Genomic DNA, 22,379 nt, shown 5'->3' with positions numbered 1-22,379 from the left:
ATTTGCTGCCTAAGCAGTAATATCTCGACATACATTCACTGCCTAGGCAGCAAACGGTGGTCAGATGAAGCATTTCACCCCAGACAACTTTCACAATTGCCATCTCGGCATGCTGCTCGGCCGTACCGCGCTGCTCAAGGACCGGATCATCGACACGCATATGGAACCCGTCGGCATCACCGCCGCGCAGTTCAAGGTGTTGATCATCATGGCCCAGTACGGCATCGAGACGCCGGCCGAGCTGTGTCGCTACCTGTCCCTGGACAGCGGCTCGATGACGCGGATGCTCGATCGCCTGGAGCAGAAAGGTTTCCTGGCCCGTGAACGCTCCGCCCAGGACCGCCGGCAAGTGCGCCTGGTGCTGACCGAAGCCGGCCAGGCCCTTGCCGATCGCCTGCCGTTTATCGGTGCCGAGGCCATGAACCAGTTGGCCAGCGCCATCAGCCCCGAGGAGCTGCAAACCCTCGAACAGATCCTCAAGAAAATTCTGCTCGCCGCCGGTGACCCCATCACCGTGTCGCGAATGGGGGAAAAATGAAGTGTAAAACCTTGCGTACCCGATTAAGCCTGGTGGTCTTGGCCATGAGCCTGGCGGGTTGTGCCAGCTACAGGGGCCTGAAGACCGAAGGCGTCAGCTTGGAGGCCCAGAGCCTCAAGGCCGGGCAGTCCCTGAATGGCGTCACGCTGTCGCAGGCAGCGTGGCCGAAAAGCGATTGGTGGAAGAGCCTCGGCGACCCGCAACTCGACGGCCTGATCCGTGAAGCCCTGCGCGATAGCCCGGATATGCAGATCGCCAGCGCCCGGGTGCATCAGGCCAGTGCCGCGGCCTATGCTGCCAACGCGGCGCGCCTGCCGACCCTCGATGCCAGCGGCGGCGCCAGCCGTTCGCGCCTGTCCCGTGACCAGGACCCGCAAGGGCAGGGCGGGGCGTACAGTACCCTGCGCACGTTAGGCGTGGACTTCAATTACACCTTCGACCTCTGGGGTGGCCAGCGTGCCGCCTGGGAAGCCGCCCTCGGCCAGGCCCGCGCCGCCGAGATCGATCGCCAGGCCGCGCAACTGACCCTGGCCGCCGACGTGGCCCGGGCCTACAGCGACCTGGGCCAGGCCCACATTATTTATGACCTGGCCTCCGAAGACCTCAAGCGCACCCGGCAGATGCTCGACCTGGGCAAGCGCCGCCTCACTGCCGGGATCGACAGCGAATATCAGTTCCAACAGACCGAAAGCCTGGAGGCCAGCGCCGACGCCACCCTGATCGACGCAGAGAAACGCCTGCAAAGCGCCAAGATCGCCCTGGCGGTGTTGCTGGGCAAAGGTCCGGACCGCGGCAATGAAATCCCCCGGCCCAACGTGCTGCAAGCCAGCGCGGTCGCCTTGCCGTCGAACCTGCCGGCCGAGTTGCTGGGGCGTCGTCCGGACCTGGTCGCGGCACGCTGGCGGGTCGAGGCGGCGAGTAAGAACATCGAGGCCGGCAAGACCAATTTCTACCCCAATCTCAACTTGAGCGCAGCCGCCGGAACCCGGTCGTTGCTGGGCGATGCGATGTTCGGCTCGGCCAGCCGCTTCTTCAATGTGGCGCCGACGGTGTCGCTGCCGATCTTCGATGGCGGCCGCTTGCGGGCGGACCTGGATGCCCGGGACGCCGATTACGACCTGGCGGTGGCGCAATACAACAAGAGCCTGGTCACGGCCCTTGGGGATGTCAGCGACACCATCAACCAATTGCGTGACATCGCTCGCCAGATCGGCGCCCAGCAACATGCCACCGATATCGCACAGAGCTCCTACGACACGGTGGTCCAGCGCTACGGCTCGGGCATCGGGAATTACCTGGACGTGCTGAGCATCGAGCAGCAATTGCTCCAGGCCCAGCGCCAACTGGCGAACCTGAATGCCGAGCAGATCGATTTGTCGATCCAACTGATGCAGGCCCTGGGCGGCGGTTTCGAGGCCCAGACCCTGGCGGCGGCCACCCCGGCCGCTACCACGCCAAATAACTGATTCGAGGTACTTGTCATGGCGACTGCCGAAACGACTCAATCCGAACATGCGCAAGATGGCAATCCACGCAAGCGCAAGGTCATGCTGCTGACACTGACGCTGCTGGTCATTCTTTCGGGCCTGGGCGTCTGGGCCTGGCACGAACTGTATGGTCGCTGGAGCGAAAGCACTGACGATGCCTATGTGAACGGCAACGTGGTGGAAATCACGCCGCTGGTCACCGGCACCGTGGTGAGCATCGGGGCCGACGACGGCGACCTGGTGCGTGAGGGCCAGGTGCTGGTGCAGTTCGACCCGAACGACGCCGAAGTCGGGCTGCAAAGTGCCCAGGCCAACCTGGCGCGGACCGTGCGCCAGGTGCGTGGCTTGTACAGCAACGTCGATGGCATGCGCGCGCAGGTCAATGCGCAAGAGGCCGAAGTGCAGAAGGCCCAGGAAAACTACAGCCGACGCAAGAACCTGGCGGCCGGCGGGGCGATTTCCAAGGAGGAACTGTCTCACGCCCGGGATGACCTGACCTCGGCGCAGAACGCCTTGGCCAATGCCCGGCAACAGCTCAAGACCACCAGCGCCTTGGTGGACGATACCGTGGTGTCGTCCCATCCCGACGTGCAGTCCGCCGCCGCGCAGTTGCGCCAGGCCTTCCTGGCCAACGCCCGCAGTACTTTGATCGCACCCGTCACCGGCTATGTCGCCAAGCGCACCGTGCAACTCGGCCAACGGGTGCAGCCGGGCACGGCGTTGATGGCGGTGATCCCGCTGGATCAGCTGTGGATCGACGCCAACTTCAAGGAAACCCAACTGCGCGACATGCGCATCGGCCAACCGGTGGAGATCGAAGCCGACCTGTACGGCAGCGATGTGAAGTACAGCGGCACCATCGACAGCCTTGGCGCCGGGACCGGCAGCGCGTTTGCCTTGCTACCGGCGCAGAACGCCACCGGTAACTGGATCAAGATCGTCCAGCGGGTGCCGGTGCGCATTCACATCAATGCCCAGGAACTGGCCAAGCATCCGCTGCGCATTGGCCTGTCGACCCTGGTCAACGTCGACCTGCACGACCAGAGCGGCCCGGTACTGGCCCAGCAGCCACCGCAGAAAGCCTCGTTCAGTACCCAGGTCTACGATCAGCAGCTGACCGACGCCGACGCGATGATCGCGCGCCTGATCCACGACAACAGTGCGGCTGCGAGCAAGACCGCGCAGCGCTGACGAACCTGTGGCGAGGGGATTTATCCCCGTCGGGCTGCGAAGCAGCCCCTAAACCTGCGGCTCGGAGTGTCAGGGTTAACGCTTCTATCAGACAGGGCCGATTCGCAGCCCAGCGGGGATAAATCCCCTCGCCACAGGGGTTAACCGTGTTCCTGGTTCATGCAGGGCTGAGTCCGGTCCTCTCTGGCTTGCCCGCGATTTCGCCACCTTCGCTTCATAGGATTTCGCAATGAGCAATAACGCGTCTTTCACGCCGCCCAGCCTGTTGCTCAGCACCATCGGGCTGTCGCTGGCGACGTTCATGCAAGTGCTCGACACCACCATTGCCAACGTCGCCTTGCCGACTATTTCCGGCAACCTGGGCGTCAGCTCGGAGCAGGGCACCTGGGTGATCACCTCGTTCGCGGTGAGCAACGCCATTGCCTTGCCGCTTACTGGCTGGCTGAGCCGGCGGTTTGGCGAGGTGAAGCTGTTTTTGTGGGCGACGATGCTGTTCGTGCTCGCGTCGTTCTTGTGTGGTATTTCCACCTCGATGCCGGAGCTGATTGGCTTTCGCGTACTTCAGGGGCTGGTGGCCGGGCCGTTGTACCCGATGACCCAGACCCTGCTGATTGCCGTCTACCCACCGGCCAGGCGCGGCATGGCCCTGGCGTTGCTGGCGATGGTCACGGTGGTGGCGCCGATTGCCGGGCCGATCCTCGGCGGCTGGATCACCGACAGCTACAGCTGGCCGTGGATCTTCTTCATCAACGTGCCCATCGGCGTCTTCGCCGCGCTCGTGGTGCAACAGCAGCTCAAGGCGCGGCCGGTGGTCACCAGCCATCAACCGATGGATTACGTGGGGTTGATCACGTTAATCATCGGCGTCGGCGCGCTCCAGGTGATTCTCGACAAAGGCAATGACCTGGACTGGTTCGAATCGAACTTCATCATCATCGGTGCGCTGATTTCGATCATTGCCCTGGCGGTGTTCGTGATCTGGGAAATGACCGACCGCCACCCGGTGGTCAATCTCCGCCTGTTCGCCTATCGCAACTTTCGCATCGGCACCATTGTGCTGGTGGGGGGCTACGCCGGGTTCTTCGGCATCAACCTGATCCTGCCGCAGTGGTTGCAGACCCAGATGGGCTACACCGCCACCTGGGCCGGGCTGGCGGTGGCCCCCATCGGCATCCTGCCGGTGCTGATGTCGCCCTTCGTCGGCAAGTACGCCCACCGGTTCGACCTGCGCGTATTGGCCGGGCTGGCGTTCCTGGCCATCGGCCTGAGCTGCTTCATGCGCGCCGGGTTCACCAACGAGGTGGATTTCCAGCACATTGCCTTGGTGCAATTGTTCATGGGCATCGGTGTGGCGCTGTTTTTCATGCCGACCTTGAGCATCCTGATGTCGGACCTGCCGCCGCACCAGATCGCCGACGGTGCGGGCCTGGCGACGTTCTTGCGGACCTTGGGCGGCAGCTTTGCCGCGTCCCTGACCACCTGGATCTGGATCCGCCGGGCCGACCTGCACCATGCCTACCTGAGCGAAAGCATCAGCACCTTCGAGCCGGCCACCCGCGAGGCCCTCAACCAGCTTGGCGGCGCGAGCACACCGGCCTATGCCCGGCTTGACCAGGTCCTTACCAGCCAGGCGTACATGCTCTCCACCGTGGATTACTTCACGCTGTTGGGCTGGGCCTTCATGGGCTTGATCGTGCTGGTGTGGCTGGCAAAGCCGCCGTTTGCGGCGAAGGCTGGGCCGGCTTCGGCGGGTCACTGATCACGAAGTGAAGTGCAGTGTATGGGCATGCTGTTCACTTGAAATTCACCCGAATCCCTGTGGCGAGGGAGCTTGCTCCCGCTTGAGTGCGAAGCACTCATACAAAAAAGGGGCTGCTGCGCAGCCCAGCGGGAGCAAGCTCCCTCACCACAGGGGGGATTCAGGTTGGGTGAGGCGCAGGCAGCAGCGGCGGCGGGGCGAACCCAAACGGCGCCAACGCAAACCCTTGTTCATCCACCTGCAACGCCCAGCCTTGCTTGTCCCAATCCCCCAGCACGATGCGCCGGGCGGCGTGTTCGCCCAGTTGCAGCTTGTGGATGGCGGGGCGGTGGGTGTGGCCGTGGATCAAGGTCTTCACGCCGTATTGCTGCATGATCCGCGGGATCTCTTCGGGCGTGACGTCGACGATGTCATTGGCTTTCATGCGTGTCTGCGTGCGGCTTTCGCTGCGCAGTTTGCGCGCCAGTTTCTGGCGACTGCCCAGGGGCAGGTGCCGCAGGACGAACAGCGTGAGTGGGTTGCGCAGCCAGCGCCGCAGCTTCATGTAGCCTTCGTCGCGGGTGCAGAGGCTGTCGCCGTGCATCAGCAGCACCGCCTCGCCATTGAACTGCACGACACTCGGGTCCTTGAGCAGGGTGCAGCCGGCCGCTTTGCAAAAGGCCTGCCCCAGCATGAAGTCGCGATTGCCGTGCATCAGGAAGATGGCCGTGCCACTGTCGCTCAATTCGCGCAGGGCCTGGCAGATGGAACGCTGGAACGGCGTCATGGCATCGTCGCCGATCCAGGCTTCGAAAAAGTCGCCCAGGATGTACAACGCTTGCGCCGAGCGGGCGCGGGTGGCGAGTAAATCCAGAAACGCCCGGGTGATGTCCGGGCGCTCCTCTTCCAGATGCAAATCTGAAATCAGCAGTATCACTCAATGATCTCGGCTTTCTCGATGATCACGTCTTCTGCCGGGACGTCCTGGTGGCCAGCCTTGGACGTGGTGGAAACGCCCTTGATGCTGTCGACCACGTCGGTGCCTTCGATCACTTCACCGAACACGGCATAGCCCCAGCCCTGTACGGTCTTGGCGCTGTGGTTCAGGAAGCTGTTGTCAGCCACGTTGATGAAGAACTGCGCGGAGGCCGAATGCGGCTCCATGGTGCGGGCCATGGCAATGCTGTACTTCTTGTTCGGCAGGCCGTTGTCGGCTTCGTTCTGGATGCTTGGGCGCTTGTCTTTCTTTTCCTTCATGCCCGGCTCGAAACCGCCGCCCTGGATCATGAAGTTGCCGATGACGCGGTGGAAGACGGTGTTGGTGTAGTGACCGGCCTGGACATACTCGATGAAGTTGGCGACGGTCAGCGGCGCCTTTTCTTTGTTCAGTTGCAGAACGATGTCACCGTGGTTGGTGGTCAGTTTGACTTTGCTCATGGTCGGTACTCTTTCAAGGAATTCGTGGGTTTCGGGGCTTCACTGCCCGCAACCGGTCTGGCTGTAATCGGCCAGGCAGGGCAGTTTAGCGTGCCGGGCACGAATTTCGAGGCTGTTTTTTATCAGGCCGTCGATTAAATTCAATCGTTTGCCGCCCTGGCCTGTCAGGTGCTTGACAGCATCGGCTATGATACGGGCTTTGATTTATCAGGCCGCACCCGGCCGCGCACTTGTCTGTTCAAGGATCCTATGAGCAAGCCCACTGTCGACCCTACCTCGAATTCCAAGACCGGCCCGGCCGTGCCGGTCAATTTCCTGCGCCCGATCATCCAGGCGGACCTGGACTCGGGTAAGCACACACAGATCGTCACTCGCTTCCCACCAGAGCCCAACGGCTACCTGCACATCGGCCATGCCAAGTCGATCTGCGTGAATTTCGGCCTGGCCCAGGAGTTCGGCGGCGTCACGCACCTGCGTTTCGACGACACCAACCCGGCCAAGGAAGACCAGGAATACATCGACGCGATCGAAAGCGACGTCAAGTGGCTGGGTTTCCAATGGTCCGGTGAGGTGCGCTACGCCTCGCAATATTTCGACCAGTTGCACGACTGGGCCGTGGAACTGATCAAGGCCGGCAACGCCTATGTGTGCGACCTGACCCCCGAGCAGGCCAAGGAATACCGTGGCAGCCTGACCGAGCCGGGCAAGAACAGTCCGTTCCGTGATCGCAGCGTGGAAGAGAACCTCGACCTGTTCGCCCGTATGCGCGCCGGTGAGTTCCCGGACGGCGCTCGGGTGCTGCGCGCCAAGATCGACATGGCTTCGCCGAACATGAACCTGCGCGACCCGATCATGTACCGCATTCGTCACGCCCATCACCACCAGACTGGCGACAAATGGTGCATCTACCCCAACTATGACTTCACCCACGGCCAGTCGGACGCCATCGAAGGCATCACTCATTCGATCTGCACCCTGGAGTTCGAAAGCCATCGTCCGTTGTACGAGTGGTTCCTCGAGCACCTGCCGGTGCCGGCCACCCCGCGCCAGTACGAATTCAGCCGCCTGAACCTGAACTACACCATCACCAGCAAGCGCAAGCTCAAGCAACTGGTGGACGAGAAGCACGTCAACGGCTGGGACGACCCGCGCATGTCGACGCTGTCGGGCTTCCGTCGTCGCGGCTACACGCCGGCGTCGATCCGCAACTTCTGCGAGATGATCGGCACCAACCGTTCCGACGGTGTGGTCGATTTCGGCATGCTCGAGTTCAGCATCCGTCAGGATCTGGATGCGAATGCCCCGCGCGCCATGTGCGTGTTGCGTCCGTTGAAGGTCGTGATCACCAACTACCCGCAAGACCAGGTCGAAAACCTCGAACTGCCGCGTCATCCGCAAAAAGAAGAACTCGGCGTGCGCAAACTGCCGTTCGCCCGTGAAATCTACATCGACCACGATGACTTCATGGAAGAGCCGCCAAAAGGCTACAAGCGCCTGGAGCCGAATGGCGAAGTGCGTCTGCGCGGCAGCTACGTGATCCGTGCCGACGAAGCGATCAAGGACGCCGACGGCAACATCGTCGAGCTGCGTTGCTCCTACGATCCCGACACCCTGGGCAAGAATCCGGAAGGTCGCAAGGTCAAGGGCGTGATCCACTGGGTGCCGGCCGCCGCCAGCGTCGAGTGCGAAGTGCGTCTGTACGATCGCCTGTTCCGCTCTCCGAATCCGGAGAAGGCCGAAGACAGCGCGAGTTTCCTGGACAACATCAACCCTGACTCACTGCAAGTGCTGACCGGTTGTCGTGCTGAACCCTCGTTGGGCAATGCACAGCCGGAAGACCGTTTCCAGTTCGAGCGCGAAGGCTACTTCGTCGCGGATATCAAGGACTCGAAACCAGGTCAGCCGGTATTCAACCGTACCGTGACCCTGCGTGATTCGTGGGGCCAGTGATCAAGTCTTAAGGAAACACCGTGCTTACGATCTACAACACGCTCACCAAGAGCAAAGAAGTCTTCAAGCCGCTGGATGGCAACAAGGTCCGCATGTACGTCTGCGGCATGACCGTGTACGACTACTGCCACATTGGTCACGGTCGCAGCATGGTCGCCTTCGACCTGGTGACCCGCTGGCTGCGGTTCAGCGGTTATGACCTGACCTACGTGCGCAACATCACCGACATCGAAGACAAGATCATCAACCGTGCCCGCGAAAACGGCGAGCCCTACGATGCGCTGACCGAGCGCATGATCAAGGCCATGCACGAGGATGAGGCGCGCCTCAATATCCTCAAGCCGGACCTGGAGCCCCGTGCCACGGACCACATCCCTGGCATGCTGAGCATGATCCAGACCTTGATCGACAAGGGCTACGCCTACGCACCGGGCAATGGCGACGTGTACTACCGCGTCGCCAGGTTCATGGGCTACGGCAAGTTGTCGCGCAAGAAGATCGAAGACCTGCGTATCGGCGCGCGTATCGAAGTCGACGAGTCGAAAGAAGACCCGCTGGACTTCGTGCTGTGGAAGGGCGCCAAGCCGGGTGAGCCGAGTTGGGAGTCGCCGTGGGGCGCCGGGCGTCCGGGCTGGCACATCGAATGCTCGGTGATGTCCACCTGCTGCCTGGGCGAGACCTTCGACATTCATGGTGGCGGCAGCGACCTGGAGTTCCCGCACCACGAAAACGAAATCGCCCAGAGCGAAGCGGCCACCGGCAAGACCTACGCCAATGCGTGGATGCATTGCGGCATGATCCGGATCAACGGCGAGAAGATGTCCAAGTCCTTGAACAACTTCTTTACCATCCGCGACGTGCTCGACAAATACCACCCGGAAGTCGTGCGTTACCTGTTGGTGTCGAGCCACTACCGCAGCGCCATCAACTACTCGGAAGACAACCTCAAGGACGCCAAGGGTGCCCTGGAGCGTTTCTATCACGCGTTGAAGGGGCTGCCGAGCGTGCCGGCCGCCGGTGGCGAAGCGTTCGTGGCACGGTTTACCGAAGTGATGAACGACGACTTCGGCACGCCGGAAGCGTGCGCGGTGCTGTTCGAGATGGTGCGTGAGATCAACCGCCTGCGTGAGAGCGATCTCAATGCCGCGGCCGGTCTGGCGGCTCGCCTGAAAGAACTGGCCAGTGTACTGGGTGTGTTGCAGCTCGAAGCCGATGACTTCCTGCAGGCCGGTGCCGAAGGCCGCGTGGACGCCGCCGAAGTCGAGACGTTGATCCAGGCGCGCCTGACTGCACGCGCCAACAAGGATTGGGCCGAATCCGACCGCATCCGCGACCAGCTCACCGCCATGGGCGTGGTGCTGGAAGACGGCAAGGGCGGGACGACCTGGCGCCTGGCGGACTAGATCTTCTAAAGCTCGCCGTACCCCTGTGGGAGCGAGCTTGCTCGCGATAGCGTCGGATCAGTCAACAATCATGTTGGCTGAAAGATCGCCATCGCGAGCAAGCTCGCTCCCACAATTTTTTGTGCTCAGCCTGGCAATCATTCCTTTATGAGCTAGTACTGTCAGGTCGATTCGACGTTCTCTGACAGGGCTCTTCCATGTTGGCTCATTGGTCTCTGGCGGCAATACATCTTTTGGCGTTCGCCCTCGGGTTCTGGGCGGTGCTCACGCGCGGCACGGCGCTACGACGCCTGGCGGGTGGTGTGGATGCGGTGCCTAATGTGTTGATGGCGGATAACGTGTGGGGGGTGTCGGCGCTGGTGCTGCTGGTGACCGGTGGGATGCGCGCTTTCGCGGGGTACGAAAAGGGCACGGATTATTACCTGCACCAACCGCTGTTTCACCTGAAGATGACTTTGTTCCTGCTGATCCTGTTGCTTGAGATCGCGCCAATGATCGCCCTGATCAAATGGCGGATGGCACTGGGCAAAGGGGCTGCGATCGATCCCTCGAAAGCCGGCCGGTTTGCACGGATCAGTCACATCGAAGCTTTGTTGCTGATCCTGATGGTGATTGCCGCCACGGGCATGGCGCGCGGCGTGAGCCTGGGTTGACCGACCGCGAACGCCTGCTTCGTCATCATTAAAACGAAACGTCTGACAGCCATGCTAAGCGCCATGTCATTAGTATCGGTTCAACGGGCTGGACGAAAAAAGATGGGGGCAGGGTGAGGTACGGTCGACCAGAATCTTTAGCCAGCCATTGCGACGATGCAAACGGGCTGGCTACGGACTGCAGCAAGGCTCAGGGAGTTTGCGGTTTGTCAGGGGCGGTAAGGCCTGCCTGAATACGCTGATAAATCTCTTCACGATGCACCGCAACGTTTTTCGGGGCGTTGATGCCGATCCGGACTTGTTGGCCGCTAACGCCCAGAATGGTGATCGTGATGTCGTCACCAATGTTTATGCTTTCACCGACTTTGCGGGTGAGTATCAGCATGGTGTTCTCCTTGATTACTTTATAGGGCACCTGATTCAGACAGTGCAGATGTCGGTACTGCTTATAGATTAGTGCTAAGTGTCACAATGTGGGTGCCTCTTTCTGACGCGCAGACGCAGCATTAATTCCCAGGGTGCGACTATACAGAGACGCCGGGCAGGATTCTCGTGTTTTGAGCACTGTTTGCGGCGATCTTGAGGGGCACGGGTGCTAAAATCCGTGCCTCATGTCTTCCGGGGGAAACGTTGTGCGCAAATTGGCTTGGGTTATTGCGGTATTGGTGCTGGCAGGATGCGGTGAAGGGCGTGACGTCGAAGCACCGAAGCCCAAACCCGTAGCGACCTCCGCACCGGCCGCCGCTGCCGCGCCGCAGTGGGCCGTCGAGGTTCGTGGCCAGACGCCGCAGGCGGTCAGCGACCTGACCGGCTGGCTCATCGAACACAGCTTCATGTCGAACGTGGTGCGGGAGAACGGCAAGGAGCGCGTCCTGGTCGGTCCTTTCAGTTCCAAGGCTGAGGCCGAAGCCAAGCAGGAACAGGTGGCGGCTGCCCTGGTCCGGGCGAAAAAACGCAACATCGAGACGTTGGTGGTGGATTGCCCGACGGCCCAATAATCGGGCGACCCAAAAAAGTCAGCCAAGCCACAAAACCTGTGGGAGCGAGCTGTTCACGAGTGCGAGGTCAGCCGCAGGCCTTCATGTCCACCGGCCCCACGAACTCGTTGCCACGGCCCATGACGCACGCCACGCTCTGGTTGCGCTGACGCTCCCAGCTTTCGACCGGGTAGGTCTTGTCCCAGGCTTCATACAGGCGCCGGTCCTGTTTCGAGAGGCGCAGGCCGTATTGTTTGCTCATGTAGAAATAGGTCCGGGCGATCATGCCCCGGATAGAAGGGCGGGGCATGACCTTCTTGGCCTTGAAGTCCACTTGGGTCAGGCATGAGCCGTACTGGCCCTTCTGCACCGGCAACCAGCCAAAACTGAAATTGCTGCGATCACCATTCACTTCCCCGATGCTCGGCACCAGGTTGTGCAGGTCGGCCTCGGCCCGTTGATAGACCGGGTCATAGCGGGTGCAGTTCTTGCGACCACCTTGTTGCCAGCATTGACGCTGATGGCCGATCTGCCAGGCCGGGACAATATGCTCCCACTCGATGCGAGCGGCGCGGCTGGCATTCTTGCGCGGTACATAACCGCAGGCTGCCAGGTTCACGCGATTGCCAGTGTATTTACAGCCACAGTAGAACTCGGTGGATTGTGGTGCGTAGAGTTTCCAGGCGACTTTCTTGGCTTCGTTGAAGGTGCGCGGCGCACCGGCTTGTGCGCCCATCGCGATAAACACAAGCAAAAAAGCTAAACAGCGAACACTCATCAGGCTCAATCTTCCTTCGGCACAACCCAGAAAACCTGCACACCGCCATCATCGCGATAGGCGAGGGTCACGTTGTCGTTCTCGTCGATTTCTTCCAACAGGCGCTCCCACTCATCCACCGGCTCGTCAGGCAGACGGAAGATCAGGGCGGCCTTGGCTTTTTGCGCGGTGGGGGCGTTGATGATTTTCGAGACCCGGAGGCCGAGTCGCGTATAGGAATCTAAAGGGGTAGTTGCAGCGGAGGGGGTGGCCACAGGATTATCCTTATTAAGCTGTACGGGCATACAGTATTTAACCGTAGGCATTTACGCAACTACTTAAAATTCAAGAAAATCGTCTGACAGCACTTTTTTCGTTTTGATGTAGGAAAAAGGAATTTTTTATCGGCTTGCGTAAACAGGTTGTCACCCGCTCAAGGTGGCGAAGCTATTGACTGATTTCATCGGGCGCTAAAGAAAGTGCTTCGGCGGGCGATGTCCTTCGTAGGAATCCCCCTCTATGGAGTTTTGACATGTCGTTTTCCATCGGCTTTCCCAATGCGGCAGCGGTGACCATTGGCGGAAAATCCGCCGGCACCCTGAAGGCTTTGAGCGAGGCAGAAGACCAGGCCGCCGATGAGGCCCTGGGTGCAACGCAAGACTCGGGCAAGGTCCGCACGGGCATGGGCGCTGGCGCTGAAGCAGCCGACCAGGCGCAGGAGGGCGGCAGCAGCCAGAGCGTGGCCGTCCAGGTGCTGCTCAAGCGGATGCAAGAGCTTCAGCAGCAGCTCAGGGAGCAGCAACAACAACTGGCCGCCGCCCAGGCGCGCGACTATGCCACAGAGGAAGCCAGGACCTCGGCGGTCATGGCCATCCAGGGGCAGATCGCCGACACCAGTGGCGCTTTGCTGGAAGTCACTGGTCACTTGGTCACGGAGTTGTCCAAGGGCAGCGGTTCGGGTTCGGTGGTCAATACGACGGCCTGAGCTTCTACGTTGAGCCTCGACGTTGCGGATCAAACCGCAACGTTGACAAATCTGCGAAGCCTTACCATAGTTCACTTCACGCAAACGTTTGCGCGGCGTTCCGTGCATTGATTTGCTCACAATAATCATAAGATCGGAGTGAACCCATGAAGTTGCCATTCGCTGGACGCCTTCTCGCTGTTGCCATGCTCGCGACCGCATCCGCTGCGCTGCCTATCACCTCGGCATTCGCCCAGACCGCAGAAAAGCCCAAGGTCGCCCTGGTCATGAAATCCCTGGCCAACGAATTCTTCCTGACCATGGAAGACGGCGCCAAGGCTTATCAGAAGGAACACTCCGCCGATTTCGACCTGATCTCCAACGGGATCAAGGATGAAACCGACACCGCCAACCAGATCCGCATCGTCGAGCAGATGATCGTGTCCAAGGTCGATGCCCTGATCATCGCGCCAGCGGATTCCAAGGCCATGGTGCCGGTGATCAAGAAAGCCGTGGATGCTGGCATCACGGTGATCAACATCGATAACCAGCTCGATCCGGCCGTGGTCAAGAGCAAGAACATCAACGTGCCGTTCGTAGGCCCGGACAACCGCAAAGGCGCGCGCCTGGTGGGCGAGTACCTGGCCAAGCAGCTCAAGGCCGGTGACGAAGTCGGCATCATCGAAGGCGTGTCCACTACGACCAATGCCCAGGCACGCACCGCAGGCTTCAAGGATGCAATGGAAGCGGCGCAGGTCAAGGTCGTTTCCCTGCAATCGGGTGACTGGGAAATCAACAAGGGCAACCAGGTTGCCGCGTCGATGCTCAGCGAATACCCGAATATCAAGGCACTGCTGGCCGGTAACGACAGCATGGCGGTCGGCGCCGTATCGGCCGTGCGCGCGGCGGGCAAGGCGGGCAAGGTGCAGGTGGTCGGCTACGACAACATCAACGCCATCAAGCCAATGCTCAAGGACGGTCGTGTCCTGGCGACGGCCGACCAGTTCGCCGCCAAGCAGGCTGTGTTCGGCATCGAAACAGCGCTGAAGATCCTCAAGGGCGAAAAAGTCGACAGCGGTACCAACGGCGTTATCGAAACTCCGGTCGAGCTGGTGACCAAGCCGTAATCCTGGCGACACAACGGTGCTCGCCCGTCCGGGCGAGCGCATTGGAGAGTTTGTTATGTCCGTTCGCGACCCGAACGCTGTCCTGTGCGTCAGCGGTATCGGCAAGACCTATGCCCAGCCGGTACTGACCGATATCAACCTGACGTTGATGCGCGGTGAAGTGCTGGCGCTGACCGGCGAAAATGGCGCCGGCAAAAGCACCTTGTCCAAGATCATCGGCGGGTTGGTGACGCCGACGACCGGGCAGATGCAATTTCAGGGGCAGGATTATCATCCTGGCAGCCGGACCCAGGCTGAAGAGCTGGGCGTGCGCATGGTGATGCAGGAGCTCAACCTGCTGCCGACCCTGTCCGTGGCCGAGAACCTGTTCCTCGACAACCTGCCCAATCACGGCGGCTGGATCAGCCGCAAGCAATTGCGCAAGGCGGCCATCGAGGCCATGGCCCAGGTGGGGCTCGACGCAATCGATCCTGACACGTTGGTCGGCGAACTGGGGATCGGTCACCAGCAGATGGTCGAGATCGCCCGCAACCTGATTGGCGATTGCCATGTGCTGATTCTCGATGAGCCGACCGCCATGCTGACGGCCCGCGAAGTCGAGATGCTCTTTGAACAGATCACGCGTCTGCAGGCTCGCGGCGTGTCGATCATCTACATTTCCCATCGCCTCGAAGAACTGGCGCGGGTCGCCCAGCGCATTGCCGTACTGCGTGATGGCAACCTGGTCTGCGTCGAGCCGATGGCCAACTACAACAGCGAGCAACTGGTGACCCTGATGGTCGGCCGGGAGCTGGGTGAGCATATCGACCTGGGTCCACGCCAGATCGGCGCGCCGGCGCTGACGGTTAAAGGCCTGACACGTTCCGACAAGGTCCGCGACGTCTCCTTCGAAGTGCGCAGTGGCGAGATCTTCGGCATCTCCGGCCTGATCGGGGCAGGGCGCACCGAACTGTTGCGGCTGATCTTCGGTGCCGATACCGCTGACAGTGGCACGGTGGCGCTGGGTTCGCCGGCCCAGGTCGTGAGCATTCGCTCCCCGGCCGATGCGGTGGCCCATGGCATTGCGCTGATCACCGAAGACCGCAAGGGTGAGGGCCTGCTGTTGACCCAATCCATCGCCGCCAACATTGCCCTGGGCAACATGCCGGAGATTTCCAGCGCCGGCCTGGTCAATGGCGATGCCGAACTGGCCTTGGCACAGCGGCAGGTCGGCGCCATGCGCATCCGCAGTTCCAGCCCGACCCAGTTGGTGTCCGAGCTGTCGGGCGGTAACCAGCAGAAAGTGGTCATCGGGCGTTGGCTCGAACGCGATTGCGCGGTCATGTTGTTCGATGAGCCGACCCGTGGCATCGACGTCGGCGCCAAATTCGACATTTATGCGCTGCTCGGCGAGCTGACTCGCCAGGGCAAGGCGCTGGTCGTGGTGTCCAGCGACCTGCGGGAGCTGATGTTGATCTGCGACCGGATCGGCGTGCTGTCCGCCGGGCGCCTGATCGACACCTTCGAGCGCGACAGTTGGACCCAGGATGACTTGCTTGCCGCCGCATTCGCCGGCTACCAGAAACGTGATGCGTTGCTCAACGAAGCAGCGCCTAGGGATCTTTCATGAAAACCGCATCTGCCGTCGGCAAATCGAGTGGCAACTTCTATGGCCTCGGCACCTACCTGGGCCTGGCCGGCGCGCTGCTGGCCATGATCGCGCTGTTCTCGGCGCTGAGCAGCCATTTCCTGTCTTATGACACCTTCAGTACCTTGGCCAACCAGATTCCCGACCTGATGGTGTTGGCGGTCGGCATGACGTTCATCCTGATCATCGGCGGCATCGACCTGTCGGTTGGGTCTGTGCTGGCCCTGGCGGCCTCGACGGTCAGCGTGGCCGTGCTCGGCTGGGGCTGGAGCGTCTGGCCCTCGGCCTTGCTCGGCATGGCCGTGGCGGCGCTGGCGGGTACGGTCACCGGTTCGATCACCGTTGCCTGGCGGATTCCATCGTTCATCGTCTCCCTCGGCGTGCTGGAAATGGCCCGGGGCCTGGCGTACCAGATGACTGGGTCCCGGACCGCCTACATCGGCGACTCGTTCGCCTGGCTGTCCAACCCTATCGCCTTTGGCATCTCGCCTTCGTTCATCATCGCCTTGCTGGTGATCTTCATTGCCCAGGCGGTGCTGACCCGCACGGTGTTCGGTCGCTACCTGATCGGCATCGGCACCAATGAAGAAGCCGTGCGCCTGGCCGGTATCAATCCAAAGCCCTACAAGATCCTGGTGTTCAGCCTGATGGGCTTGCTGGCCGGTGTGGCCGCGCTGTTCCAGATTTCGCGCCTGGAAGCGGCGGATCCGAACGCCGGTTCAGGGCTTGAGCTGCAAGTCATCGCTGCCGTGGTCATCGGTGGTACCAGCCTGATGGGGGGCCGCGGTTCGGTCATCAGCACCTTCTTTGGCGTGCTGATCATCTCCGTGCTGGCGGCGGGCCTGGCGCAGATCGGCGCCACTGAGCCAACCAAGCGCATCATTACCGGTGCGGTGATCGTGGTGGCGGTCGTGCTCGATACCTATCGCAGCCAGCGCGCCAGTCGGCGGGGCTGAACCATGGCGACGATCAAGGATGTAGCAGCGCTCGCCGGGATTTCCTACACCACCGTGTCCCACGTGGTGAACAAGACGCGGCCGGTCAGCGAGGAAGTGCGGCTCAAGGTCGAGGCGGCCATCGAGCGCCTGGACTACGTGCCGAGCGCCGTGGCCCGGTCGCTCAAGGCCAAGACCACGGCGACCATCGGCCTGCTGGTGCCCAACAGCCTCAATCCTTACTTTGCCGAGTTGGCCCGGGGGATCGAGGACTACTGTGAGCGCAACGGCTATTGCGTGATTCTGTGCAACTCCGACGACAACCCGGACAAGCAACGCAGCTACCTGCGGGTGCTGCTGGAAAAACGCATCGACGGCCTGATTTTCGCGTCCGCCGGCGGTGATGTCGGCCTGGCCGAGGGGCTGTCCAACGTGCGCACGCCCATGGTGATCGTCGACCGTGGGCTCGAGGGTGTCGACGCAGACCTGGTGCGCATCGATCATGAATACGGTGCGTACCTGGCGACCCGGCACCTGCTTGAGCTGGGTCACCGCGATATCGCCTTCATCGGTGGCCCGGCCAATACCAGCGTGGCGCAAATGCGCTTGGCCGGTTACTGCCGTGCGCTGAAAGAGGCCGGGATCGAGCTGCCTGTCGAGCGTATGCTCGAGAGCGATTTCACCAGTACCGGCGGCTACCGCGCCGCTGCGCAGCTGCTTGAACAGCAGCCACCGAGCGCGATTTTTGCGGCCAACGACATGATCGGTATCGGTGTGCTGCGCGCCGCGGCTGAACGCAATGTGCGCGTGCCCAGCGAACTGTCGGTCATCGGTTTCGATGACATCCAGATGAGCCGTTATGTCTACCCGGCATTGACCACGGTAGGGCAGTCGATCCTGCAGCTCGGCGAGATGGCGGCCGAAGTGCTGCTGCGACGAATTGCGACGCCGGGCCTTGCCACCGAGCAGCGGATCGTGACGCCAAGTATTGTCCTGCGAGAGTCGACTGCGCCGCTGTCCGGCACATTCGCCCAATACCGCTGAACCGAATTGATGAGTAGTGATGTATGCCAGCAAAAGTAGTGGTAATAGGCAGCCTGAACATGGACCTGGTGACCCGGGCGCCGCGTCTGCCGCGTGGTGGTGAAACACTGATCGGCGAGTCCTTCTCCACCATCCCGGGCGGCAAGGGTGCCAACCAGGCGGTGGCCGCCGCGCGCCTGGGCGCCGAGGTATCGATGGTCGGTTGCGTGGGCAATGATGCCTACGGCGAACAATTGCGTGGCGGGCTGTTGGCCGAGGGCATCGACTGCCAAGCGGTCAGCGTGGTGGAGGGGGCCAGCGGCGTGGCGCTGATCGTCGTCGACGACAATAGCCAGAATGCGATCGTTATCGTTGCCGGTGCCAACGGTGCGCTCACCGCCGAGGTCCTGGACAGTGTCGATGAAGTGCTGCAAAGCGCCGATGTCATCATCTGCCAGCTCGAAGTGCCGGATGCCACCGTCGGCCATGCCCTCAAGCGCGCACGTGAGCTGGGCAAAATCGTCATCCTCAACCCGGCGCCGGCTTCCCATACGTTGCCCGCCGACTGGTACGCCTGCATCGACTACCTGGTTCCCAATGAAAGCGAAGCAGCGGTGCTGAGCGGGCTGGCGGTGGATTCCCTGGAAACCGCAGAGGCCGCCGCCGCGCATCTGATCGCCGCCGGTGCCGGCAAGGTGATCGTCACCTTGGGGGCCCAGGGGCTGATGTTCGCCAACGGCGCCAGCTTCGAACACTTCCCGGCCCCGCGGGTCAAGGCAGTGGACACCACGGCGGCCGGAGACACCTTTGTCGGCGGCTTCGCGGCAGCCCTGGCGAGCGGCAAAAGCGAGGTCGATGCGATTCGTTTCGGCCAGGCCGCCGCCGCGCTGTCGGTCACCCGCCCGGGCGCGCAGCCTTCAATCCCCACGTTGTTGGAAGTACAGGCTTTCAAATCATGAAAAAGACGCCGTTGTTGAATGTGGCACTGTCACGACTGATCGCTTCCCTGGGCCATGGCGACAAGGTGGTCATCGGTGATGCCGGCCTGCCTGTGCCGCCTCAGGTCGAATTGATCGACCTGGCCCTGACCCATGGCATTCCTGACTTTGTCAGCACCTTGAAGGTGGTGCTCAGCGAAATGCAGGTGGAAAGCCATGTCCTGGCCGAGGAGATCCTCGACAAACAACCGTCGGCGCTGACGACCCTGGAAGCGCTGCATGCCGAGGGTGCGCTGGGCGAGCGAGCGCTGGTCAGCCATGAGCAATTCAAGGTCATCAGCCGACAGGCACGGGCGATCATTCGCACAGGCGAATGTTCGCCGTACTGCAATATCGTGCTGGTCGCTGGAGTGACGTTCTAACCCTGTTCAACCCTGCACAAGGAGTGCGCCATGCACCGCTATGCTGAGAAAATGCATCAACTGATCCGGAGTCTGCTGCTTTTGTCACTGATCACCGCTACGAGCGCCCAGGCGGCGGAAAAAATCGACCTGATCATCGACACCGACCCAGGGGCCGATGACGTGGTTGCGCTGTTGTTCGCCCTGGCGTCGCCCGAGGAGTTGCATATTCGTGCGCTGACCACTGTCGCCGGCAATGTGCGCCTGGACAAGACCTCTCGCAACGCTCGCCTGGCCCGGGAATGGGCGGGGCGCGAAGACGTGCCTGTGTATGCCGGTGCGCCGAAACCGTTGATGCGCACGCCGATCTACGCGGAAAACATCCATGGCAAGGAAGGCCTGTCGGGTGTCACCGTACACGAGCCGAAGAAGGGCTTGGCCGAAGGCAATGCCGTCAACTACCTGATCGACACGTTGAAAGCGGCCAAGCCCCACAGCATCACCATTGCCATGCTTGGCCCGCAGACCAACCTGGCCCTGGCGCTGGTGCAGGAGCCTGATATCGTCCAGGGCATCAAGGAAGTGGTGATCATGGGCGGTGCGCACTTCAACGGCGGCAATATCACGCCGGTGGCCGAGTTCAATCTGTTCGCCGATCCGCAGGCGGCCGAGGTGGTGGCCAAGAGCGGTGTGAAACTGACCTACCTGCCGTTGGACGTGACCCACAAGATCCTCACCAGCGAGGCGCGCCTGAAGCAGATCGCGGCGCTGAACAACAATGCCAGCAAGCTGGTGGGCGATATCCTCAACGAATACGTCAAGGGCGACATGGAGCACTACGGCATGACGGGCGGGCCGGTGCATGACGCGACGGTGATCGCCTATCTGCTCAAGCCGCAGTTGTTCACTGGTCGTTCGGTCAATGTTGTGGTGGACAGTCGCGAGGGCCCGACGTTCGGGCAGACCATCGTCGATTGGTACGATGGCCTGAAAGCGCCGAAGAACGCGTTCTGGGTGGAAAACGGTGATGCCCAGGGCTTCTTCGATCTGCTGACCGAGCGCCTGGCGCGCCTCAAGTAACCCGCCTGCTATATGCGCCCGCAGGTGGGCCTGCGGGTGCGTGAGCATCAGTCCACGGCGTCGACGACGCTCGGATAGCGCTCGAATGCCTGCTGGATGAAGTTGCGGGCGACCTCCGTCCCCAGTTCCCTCACCAGCAATTCTATGCCGATGATTGCCAGCTCCTCGGGACTGCTCGGGCTATAGGAGCTATGGCCCTCCGACCATTTGGCATTGATGGTGGCTTCGATGCTGACGGTGCTCATGGTAGGGCTCGCGAGTTGGAGGGCTGTAAGTGGAGTTAAGCATTTTTGCCCCCGGTTTGGCACTGCGACTTAGGCATTGGAGGAGGGCTGTGCGACACTCTTTTTTTTGTTTTTAAAGGAGCCCCGCCGTGCAGATCGATTTGAACGCTCCGGATGGCCTGACCCTTGAGGCGGTTCGTCAATTGCTGGCCTCGGCCAGTGATGACGAGCATACCCAGCTGCGCGTGACCAAGGGCGGTATCGCCTATTTGTCCTCGGGTGTGGTCGGTGGCGCTGACATCGATGGTTTGCTGTTTCGGCTCGAAACCTGGGCGAAGGGCTCGGGATACGTCGGGCGGGTTGCGGCCAGCGACGAGGTCTGGGTCATGCAGATCTACAATGCGCTGAAGGATAACTGGCCCAATCCTCCGTTCGATTACATCGACGTTTATTGAGCGGTGTTCATATCCAGTCACGATTCATGTCTGAATAGCCGTGGCGGCTCAGGCAAACTGCCGGTTTTCCGGATGAGCCAGGCCGACGGCTGTGGTGTTGAAACCTAGCGCCGTTTGGGTTGTCGCACGCTCTCTGTTTATCTATCGAAAAAAGGAGGCTTCATGCCTTGGAAGCTCGCGTCATTGAGTACTCTGTTGGCCGCCGTGGTCTTGAGCGGTTGCAGCAGCACCTCGGAATCGACTCCCGAACCCGTGGCGACCGAGACCGGTCACGGCCGTTGCGAAGCGAAGGGCGCCGAGTTCGCCATTGGCAAGCAGGCCTCGCCACAATTGCTGGAGCAGGCTCGTACCCGTGCCGGCGCGCAGATTGCCCGAATCCTCAAGCCCAACGACATGGTGACGCTTGAGTACCGCTCCGATCGCCTGAATCTCAATACCGATGCCAACCTGGTGGTCAACCGGGTGAACTGCGGTTGACCGGCGGTTTTCTACCGCCCATAAAAAACCCCGTCACATGGACGGGGTTTTTTTAGTGCGCCAAGAAATTACTCTGGGCGAACCTGTGCAGCTTGCATACCCTTTTGGCCTTTCTCAGCCACGAAGGAAACGGTCTGGCCTTCTTTCAGGCTTTTGAAACCGTCGCTTTCGATAGCTTTGAAGTGTACGAACAGGTCGTCACCGCCACCTTGAGGAGTGATGAAGCCGAAGCCTTTTTCATCGTTGAACCATTTAACGGTGCCGGTTTGGCGATTAGACATGGTGTATCTCCAAGAAACATATATTTTCAGTGTACTGTGCTGCTCAGGCCAACTGGGCACACCCGGGTATCATAGTCGAAATGTTCGATTTGGGACCCCCCCAGACGCGCTGTTTGCCAATCAGTCGTGTTTACTTTACCGCCTTTACCCGCTGAAAGGCCCGGTTTTAAAGGCTTTCAGCCAAAAGTAAAGACGATAAAAAAAGCTGTAAAACCTGAATAAATCGTCCGAAAAAGCCTGAAATCAGTATTTTTCATCCCTGCCGGGCTCGTTCAGGAAGCCTGCTTTCTCACTTTTTCGCCTTGTTGTCAGCCTTGCATTTTGCGATCTGGCCCAGTGCCTTTTGCTGCAGTTCCGGGGTGGCCTTGTTATCCATCAAGGCCTGGATGTCCGAGGCTGGATAGGACTTGATCGCATCGGCGCCACAGGCGCAATGAGCCTTGGCAGCGGCCGGGCCGATCTGGGGTGTTGCCGCCTCCGTGCATTGGGCCATGTATTTTTCGCGCTCGCCTTTGGGCCAGTCGGCATGGGCGGTCAGTGGAAGCAGCAGGGCGAGTGGGGCGACTACTGCAAACAGTGTATTGAGACGCATGCGAAGATGCTCCTTTCGGGTCGATGTCTTGATATCTGAGGCGTTGCGCTCGGTTCAGTTCAGCACTCTGGCATAAAAACCGTGGATTTACGCCTGCTTCAATTCGAGCGCGGCGATGACCGTT

Annotated in this window: 26 protein-coding genes; 18 read left to right on the top strand and 8 right to left on the bottom strand. The window is 61.0% G+C overall.

All coding sequences use genetic code 11. From position 1 onward, the window contains the following. Window positions 1–64 precede the first annotated feature (64 nt). From BT116_RS02690 to BT116_RS02675, 4 genes are all read left to right on the top strand, one after another. Complete coding sequence (locus BT116_RS02690) at window positions 65–538, top strand: MarR family winged helix-turn-helix transcriptional regulator (RefSeq protein ID WP_058546840.1); 474 nt, start codon at window positions 65–67, stop codon at window positions 536–538. Next, window positions 535–2,004 carry an efflux transporter outer membrane subunit gene (locus BT116_RS02685; protein ID WP_072339770.1) on the top strand — a complete coding sequence of 490 codons (1,470 nt, stop codon included), beginning with the start codon at window positions 535–537 and terminating at the stop codon, window positions 2,002–2,004. Before BT116_RS02690 ends, BT116_RS02685 begins: the two co-directional genes overlap by 4 nt. A gap of 15 nt (window positions 2,005–2,019) precedes the next feature. After that, window positions 2,020–3,216, top strand: coding sequence for an HlyD/EmrA/EmrK family protein (locus BT116_RS02680; protein WP_072339768.1), 1,197 nt, complete (start codon window positions 2,020–2,022; stop codon window positions 3,214–3,216). A gap of 229 nt (window positions 3,217–3,445) precedes the next feature. After that, window positions 3,446–4,975, top strand: coding sequence for a DHA2 family efflux MFS transporter permease subunit (locus tag BT116_RS02675; protein WP_072339765.1), 1,530 nt, complete (start codon window positions 3,446–3,448; stop codon window positions 4,973–4,975). A gap of 160 nt (window positions 4,976–5,135) precedes the next feature. Here the strand turns inward: BT116_RS02675 and BT116_RS02670 are convergent, their stop codons facing one another. Further along, a complete protein-coding gene (locus BT116_RS02670; RefSeq protein ID WP_072339763.1) occupies window positions 5,136–5,891 on the bottom strand; it encodes a UDP-2,3-diacylglucosamine diphosphatase in 756 nt (251 codons plus the stop codon). Then, complete coding sequence (locus BT116_RS02665) at window positions 5,888–6,391, bottom strand: peptidylprolyl isomerase (protein WP_042732373.1); 504 nt, start codon at window positions 6,389–6,391, stop codon at window positions 5,888–5,890. Before BT116_RS02665 ends, BT116_RS02670 begins: the two co-directional genes overlap by 4 nt. Before the next feature lie 249 nt (window positions 6,392–6,640). On the opposite strand from BT116_RS02665, the gene BT116_RS02660 reads away from it, so the two are divergent. The 3 genes from BT116_RS02660 to BT116_RS02650 all read left to right on the top strand — a co-directional run bounded on the left by BT116_RS02660 (window position 6,641) and on the right by BT116_RS02650 (window position 10,397). Next, window positions 6,641–8,341, top strand: a complete 1,701-nt coding sequence (locus BT116_RS02660; RefSeq protein ID WP_072339761.1) for a glutamine--tRNA ligase/YqeY domain fusion protein — start codon at window positions 6,641–6,643, stop codon at window positions 8,339–8,341. A 20-nt stretch (window positions 8,342–8,361) separates the two neighbouring features. After that, the gene (gene cysS / locus BT116_RS02655) at window positions 8,362–9,744 is read left to right on the top strand and encodes a cysteine--tRNA ligase (protein WP_072339759.1); all 1,383 of its coding nucleotides are present in this window, start codon (window positions 8,362–8,364) and stop codon (window positions 9,742–9,744) included. 197 nt (window positions 9,745–9,941) lie between these two features. Further along, complete coding sequence (locus BT116_RS02650; RefSeq protein WP_072339757.1) at window positions 9,942–10,397, top strand: DUF2214 family protein; 456 nt, start codon at window positions 9,942–9,944, stop codon at window positions 10,395–10,397. Window positions 10,398–10,587: 190 nt separating this feature from the next. Here the strand turns inward: BT116_RS02650 and csrA are convergent, their stop codons facing one another. Next, window positions 10,588–10,782 carry a carbon storage regulator CsrA gene (gene csrA, locus BT116_RS02645; RefSeq protein WP_003179932.1) on the bottom strand — a complete coding sequence of 65 codons (195 nt, stop codon included), beginning with the start codon at window positions 10,780–10,782 and terminating at the stop codon, window positions 10,588–10,590. Between the two features lie 247 nt (window positions 10,783–11,029). Here csrA and BT116_RS02640 point away from each other — a divergent pair, with 247 nt between their 5' ends. Beyond that, window positions 11,030–11,395 carry a penicillin-binding protein activator LpoB gene (locus BT116_RS02640; RefSeq protein WP_072339755.1) on the top strand — a complete coding sequence of 122 codons (366 nt, stop codon included), beginning with the start codon at window positions 11,030–11,032 and terminating at the stop codon, window positions 11,393–11,395. 67 nt (window positions 11,396–11,462) lie between these two features. Here BT116_RS02640 and BT116_RS02635 read toward each other — a convergent pair whose 3' ends face one another. Beyond that, window positions 11,463–12,152, bottom strand: a complete 690-nt coding sequence (locus tag BT116_RS02635) for an endonuclease (RefSeq protein ID WP_043042288.1) — start codon at window positions 12,150–12,152, stop codon at window positions 11,463–11,465. 5 nt (window positions 12,153–12,157) lie between these two features. Further along, window positions 12,158–12,457, bottom strand: coding sequence for a DUF1654 domain-containing protein (locus BT116_RS02630; RefSeq protein ID WP_053121397.1), 300 nt, complete (start codon window positions 12,455–12,457; stop codon window positions 12,158–12,160). 206 nt (window positions 12,458–12,663) lie between these two features. On the opposite strand from BT116_RS02630, the gene BT116_RS02625 reads away from it, so the two are divergent. The 8 genes from BT116_RS02625 to BT116_RS02590 all read left to right on the top strand — a co-directional run bounded on the left by BT116_RS02625 (window position 12,664) and on the right by BT116_RS02590 (window position 20,226). After that, window positions 12,664–13,116: a hypothetical protein gene (locus tag BT116_RS02625; RefSeq protein ID WP_072339753.1), complete on the top strand. Its 453-nt coding sequence runs from the start codon at window positions 12,664–12,666 to the stop codon at window positions 13,114–13,116. Window positions 13,117–13,262: 146 nt separating this feature from the next. Then, entirely contained in the window at window positions 13,263–14,222 is a 960-nt protein-coding gene (locus BT116_RS02620; protein ID WP_072339751.1) for a sugar ABC transporter substrate-binding protein, read from the top strand. Between the two features lie 55 nt (window positions 14,223–14,277). After that, on the top strand, window positions 14,278–15,831 hold the full coding sequence (locus BT116_RS02615) for a sugar ABC transporter ATP-binding protein (protein ID WP_072339749.1): 1,554 nt from the start codon (window positions 14,278–14,280) through the stop codon (window positions 15,829–15,831). Continuing rightward, a complete protein-coding gene (locus BT116_RS02610) occupies window positions 15,828–16,805 on the top strand; it encodes an ABC transporter permease (RefSeq protein ID WP_018608928.1) in 978 nt (325 codons plus the stop codon). The genes BT116_RS02615 and BT116_RS02610 overlap by 4 nt, the downstream gene beginning before the upstream one ends. A gap of 3 nt (window positions 16,806–16,808) precedes the next feature. Next, window positions 16,809–17,828 carry a LacI family DNA-binding transcriptional regulator gene (locus tag BT116_RS02605; protein WP_013693779.1) on the top strand — a complete coding sequence of 340 codons (1,020 nt, stop codon included), beginning with the start codon at window positions 16,809–16,811 and terminating at the stop codon, window positions 17,826–17,828. 23 nt (window positions 17,829–17,851) lie between these two features. Further along, window positions 17,852–18,766, top strand: coding sequence for a ribokinase (gene rbsK / locus BT116_RS02600; protein WP_072339747.1), 915 nt, complete (start codon window positions 17,852–17,854; stop codon window positions 18,764–18,766). Next, a complete protein-coding gene (rbsD, locus tag BT116_RS02595; RefSeq protein WP_053180551.1) occupies window positions 18,763–19,167 on the top strand; it encodes a D-ribose pyranase in 405 nt (134 codons plus the stop codon). Before rbsK ends, rbsD begins: the two co-directional genes overlap by 4 nt. 30 nt (window positions 19,168–19,197) lie before the next feature. Beyond that, window positions 19,198–20,226: a nucleoside hydrolase gene (locus BT116_RS02590; RefSeq protein ID WP_072339745.1), complete on the top strand. Its 1,029-nt coding sequence runs from the start codon at window positions 19,198–19,200 to the stop codon at window positions 20,224–20,226. A gap of 47 nt (window positions 20,227–20,273) precedes the next feature. Here BT116_RS02590 and BT116_RS02585 read toward each other — a convergent pair whose 3' ends face one another. Beyond that, complete coding sequence (locus BT116_RS02585; RefSeq protein ID WP_003203634.1) at window positions 20,274–20,471, bottom strand: hypothetical protein; 198 nt, start codon at window positions 20,469–20,471, stop codon at window positions 20,274–20,276. A 128-nt stretch (window positions 20,472–20,599) separates the two neighbouring features. On the opposite strand from BT116_RS02585, the gene BT116_RS02580 reads away from it, so the two are divergent. Beyond that, window positions 20,600–20,905, top strand: a complete 306-nt coding sequence (locus tag BT116_RS02580) for a hypothetical protein (protein ID WP_003203632.1) — start codon at window positions 20,600–20,602, stop codon at window positions 20,903–20,905. 162 nt (window positions 20,906–21,067) lie between these two features. After that, on the top strand, window positions 21,068–21,382 hold the full coding sequence (locus tag BT116_RS02575; protein WP_014337548.1) for an I78 family peptidase inhibitor: 315 nt from the start codon (window positions 21,068–21,070) through the stop codon (window positions 21,380–21,382). 68 nt (window positions 21,383–21,450) lie between these two features. On the opposite strand, the gene BT116_RS02570 is transcribed toward BT116_RS02575, so the two are convergent. Further along, a complete protein-coding gene (locus BT116_RS02570) occupies window positions 21,451–21,663 on the bottom strand; it encodes a cold-shock protein (protein ID WP_003179963.1) in 213 nt (70 codons plus the stop codon). A 289-nt stretch (window positions 21,664–21,952) separates the two neighbouring features. Continuing rightward, complete coding sequence (locus BT116_RS02565) at window positions 21,953–22,255, bottom strand: hypothetical protein (RefSeq protein WP_072339741.1); 303 nt, start codon at window positions 22,253–22,255, stop codon at window positions 21,953–21,955. Window positions 22,256–22,379: the final 124 nt, after the last annotated feature.

The sequence above is a fragment of the Pseudomonas sp. NFACC16-2 genome (genome assembly GCF_900119205.1).
In the GTDB taxonomy this organism is placed as follows: Bacteria; Pseudomonadota; Gammaproteobacteria; order Pseudomonadales; family Pseudomonadaceae; genus Aquipseudomonas; species Aquipseudomonas fluorescens_Q.
This window is presented reverse-complemented; position numbering and strand designations above follow the sequence as displayed.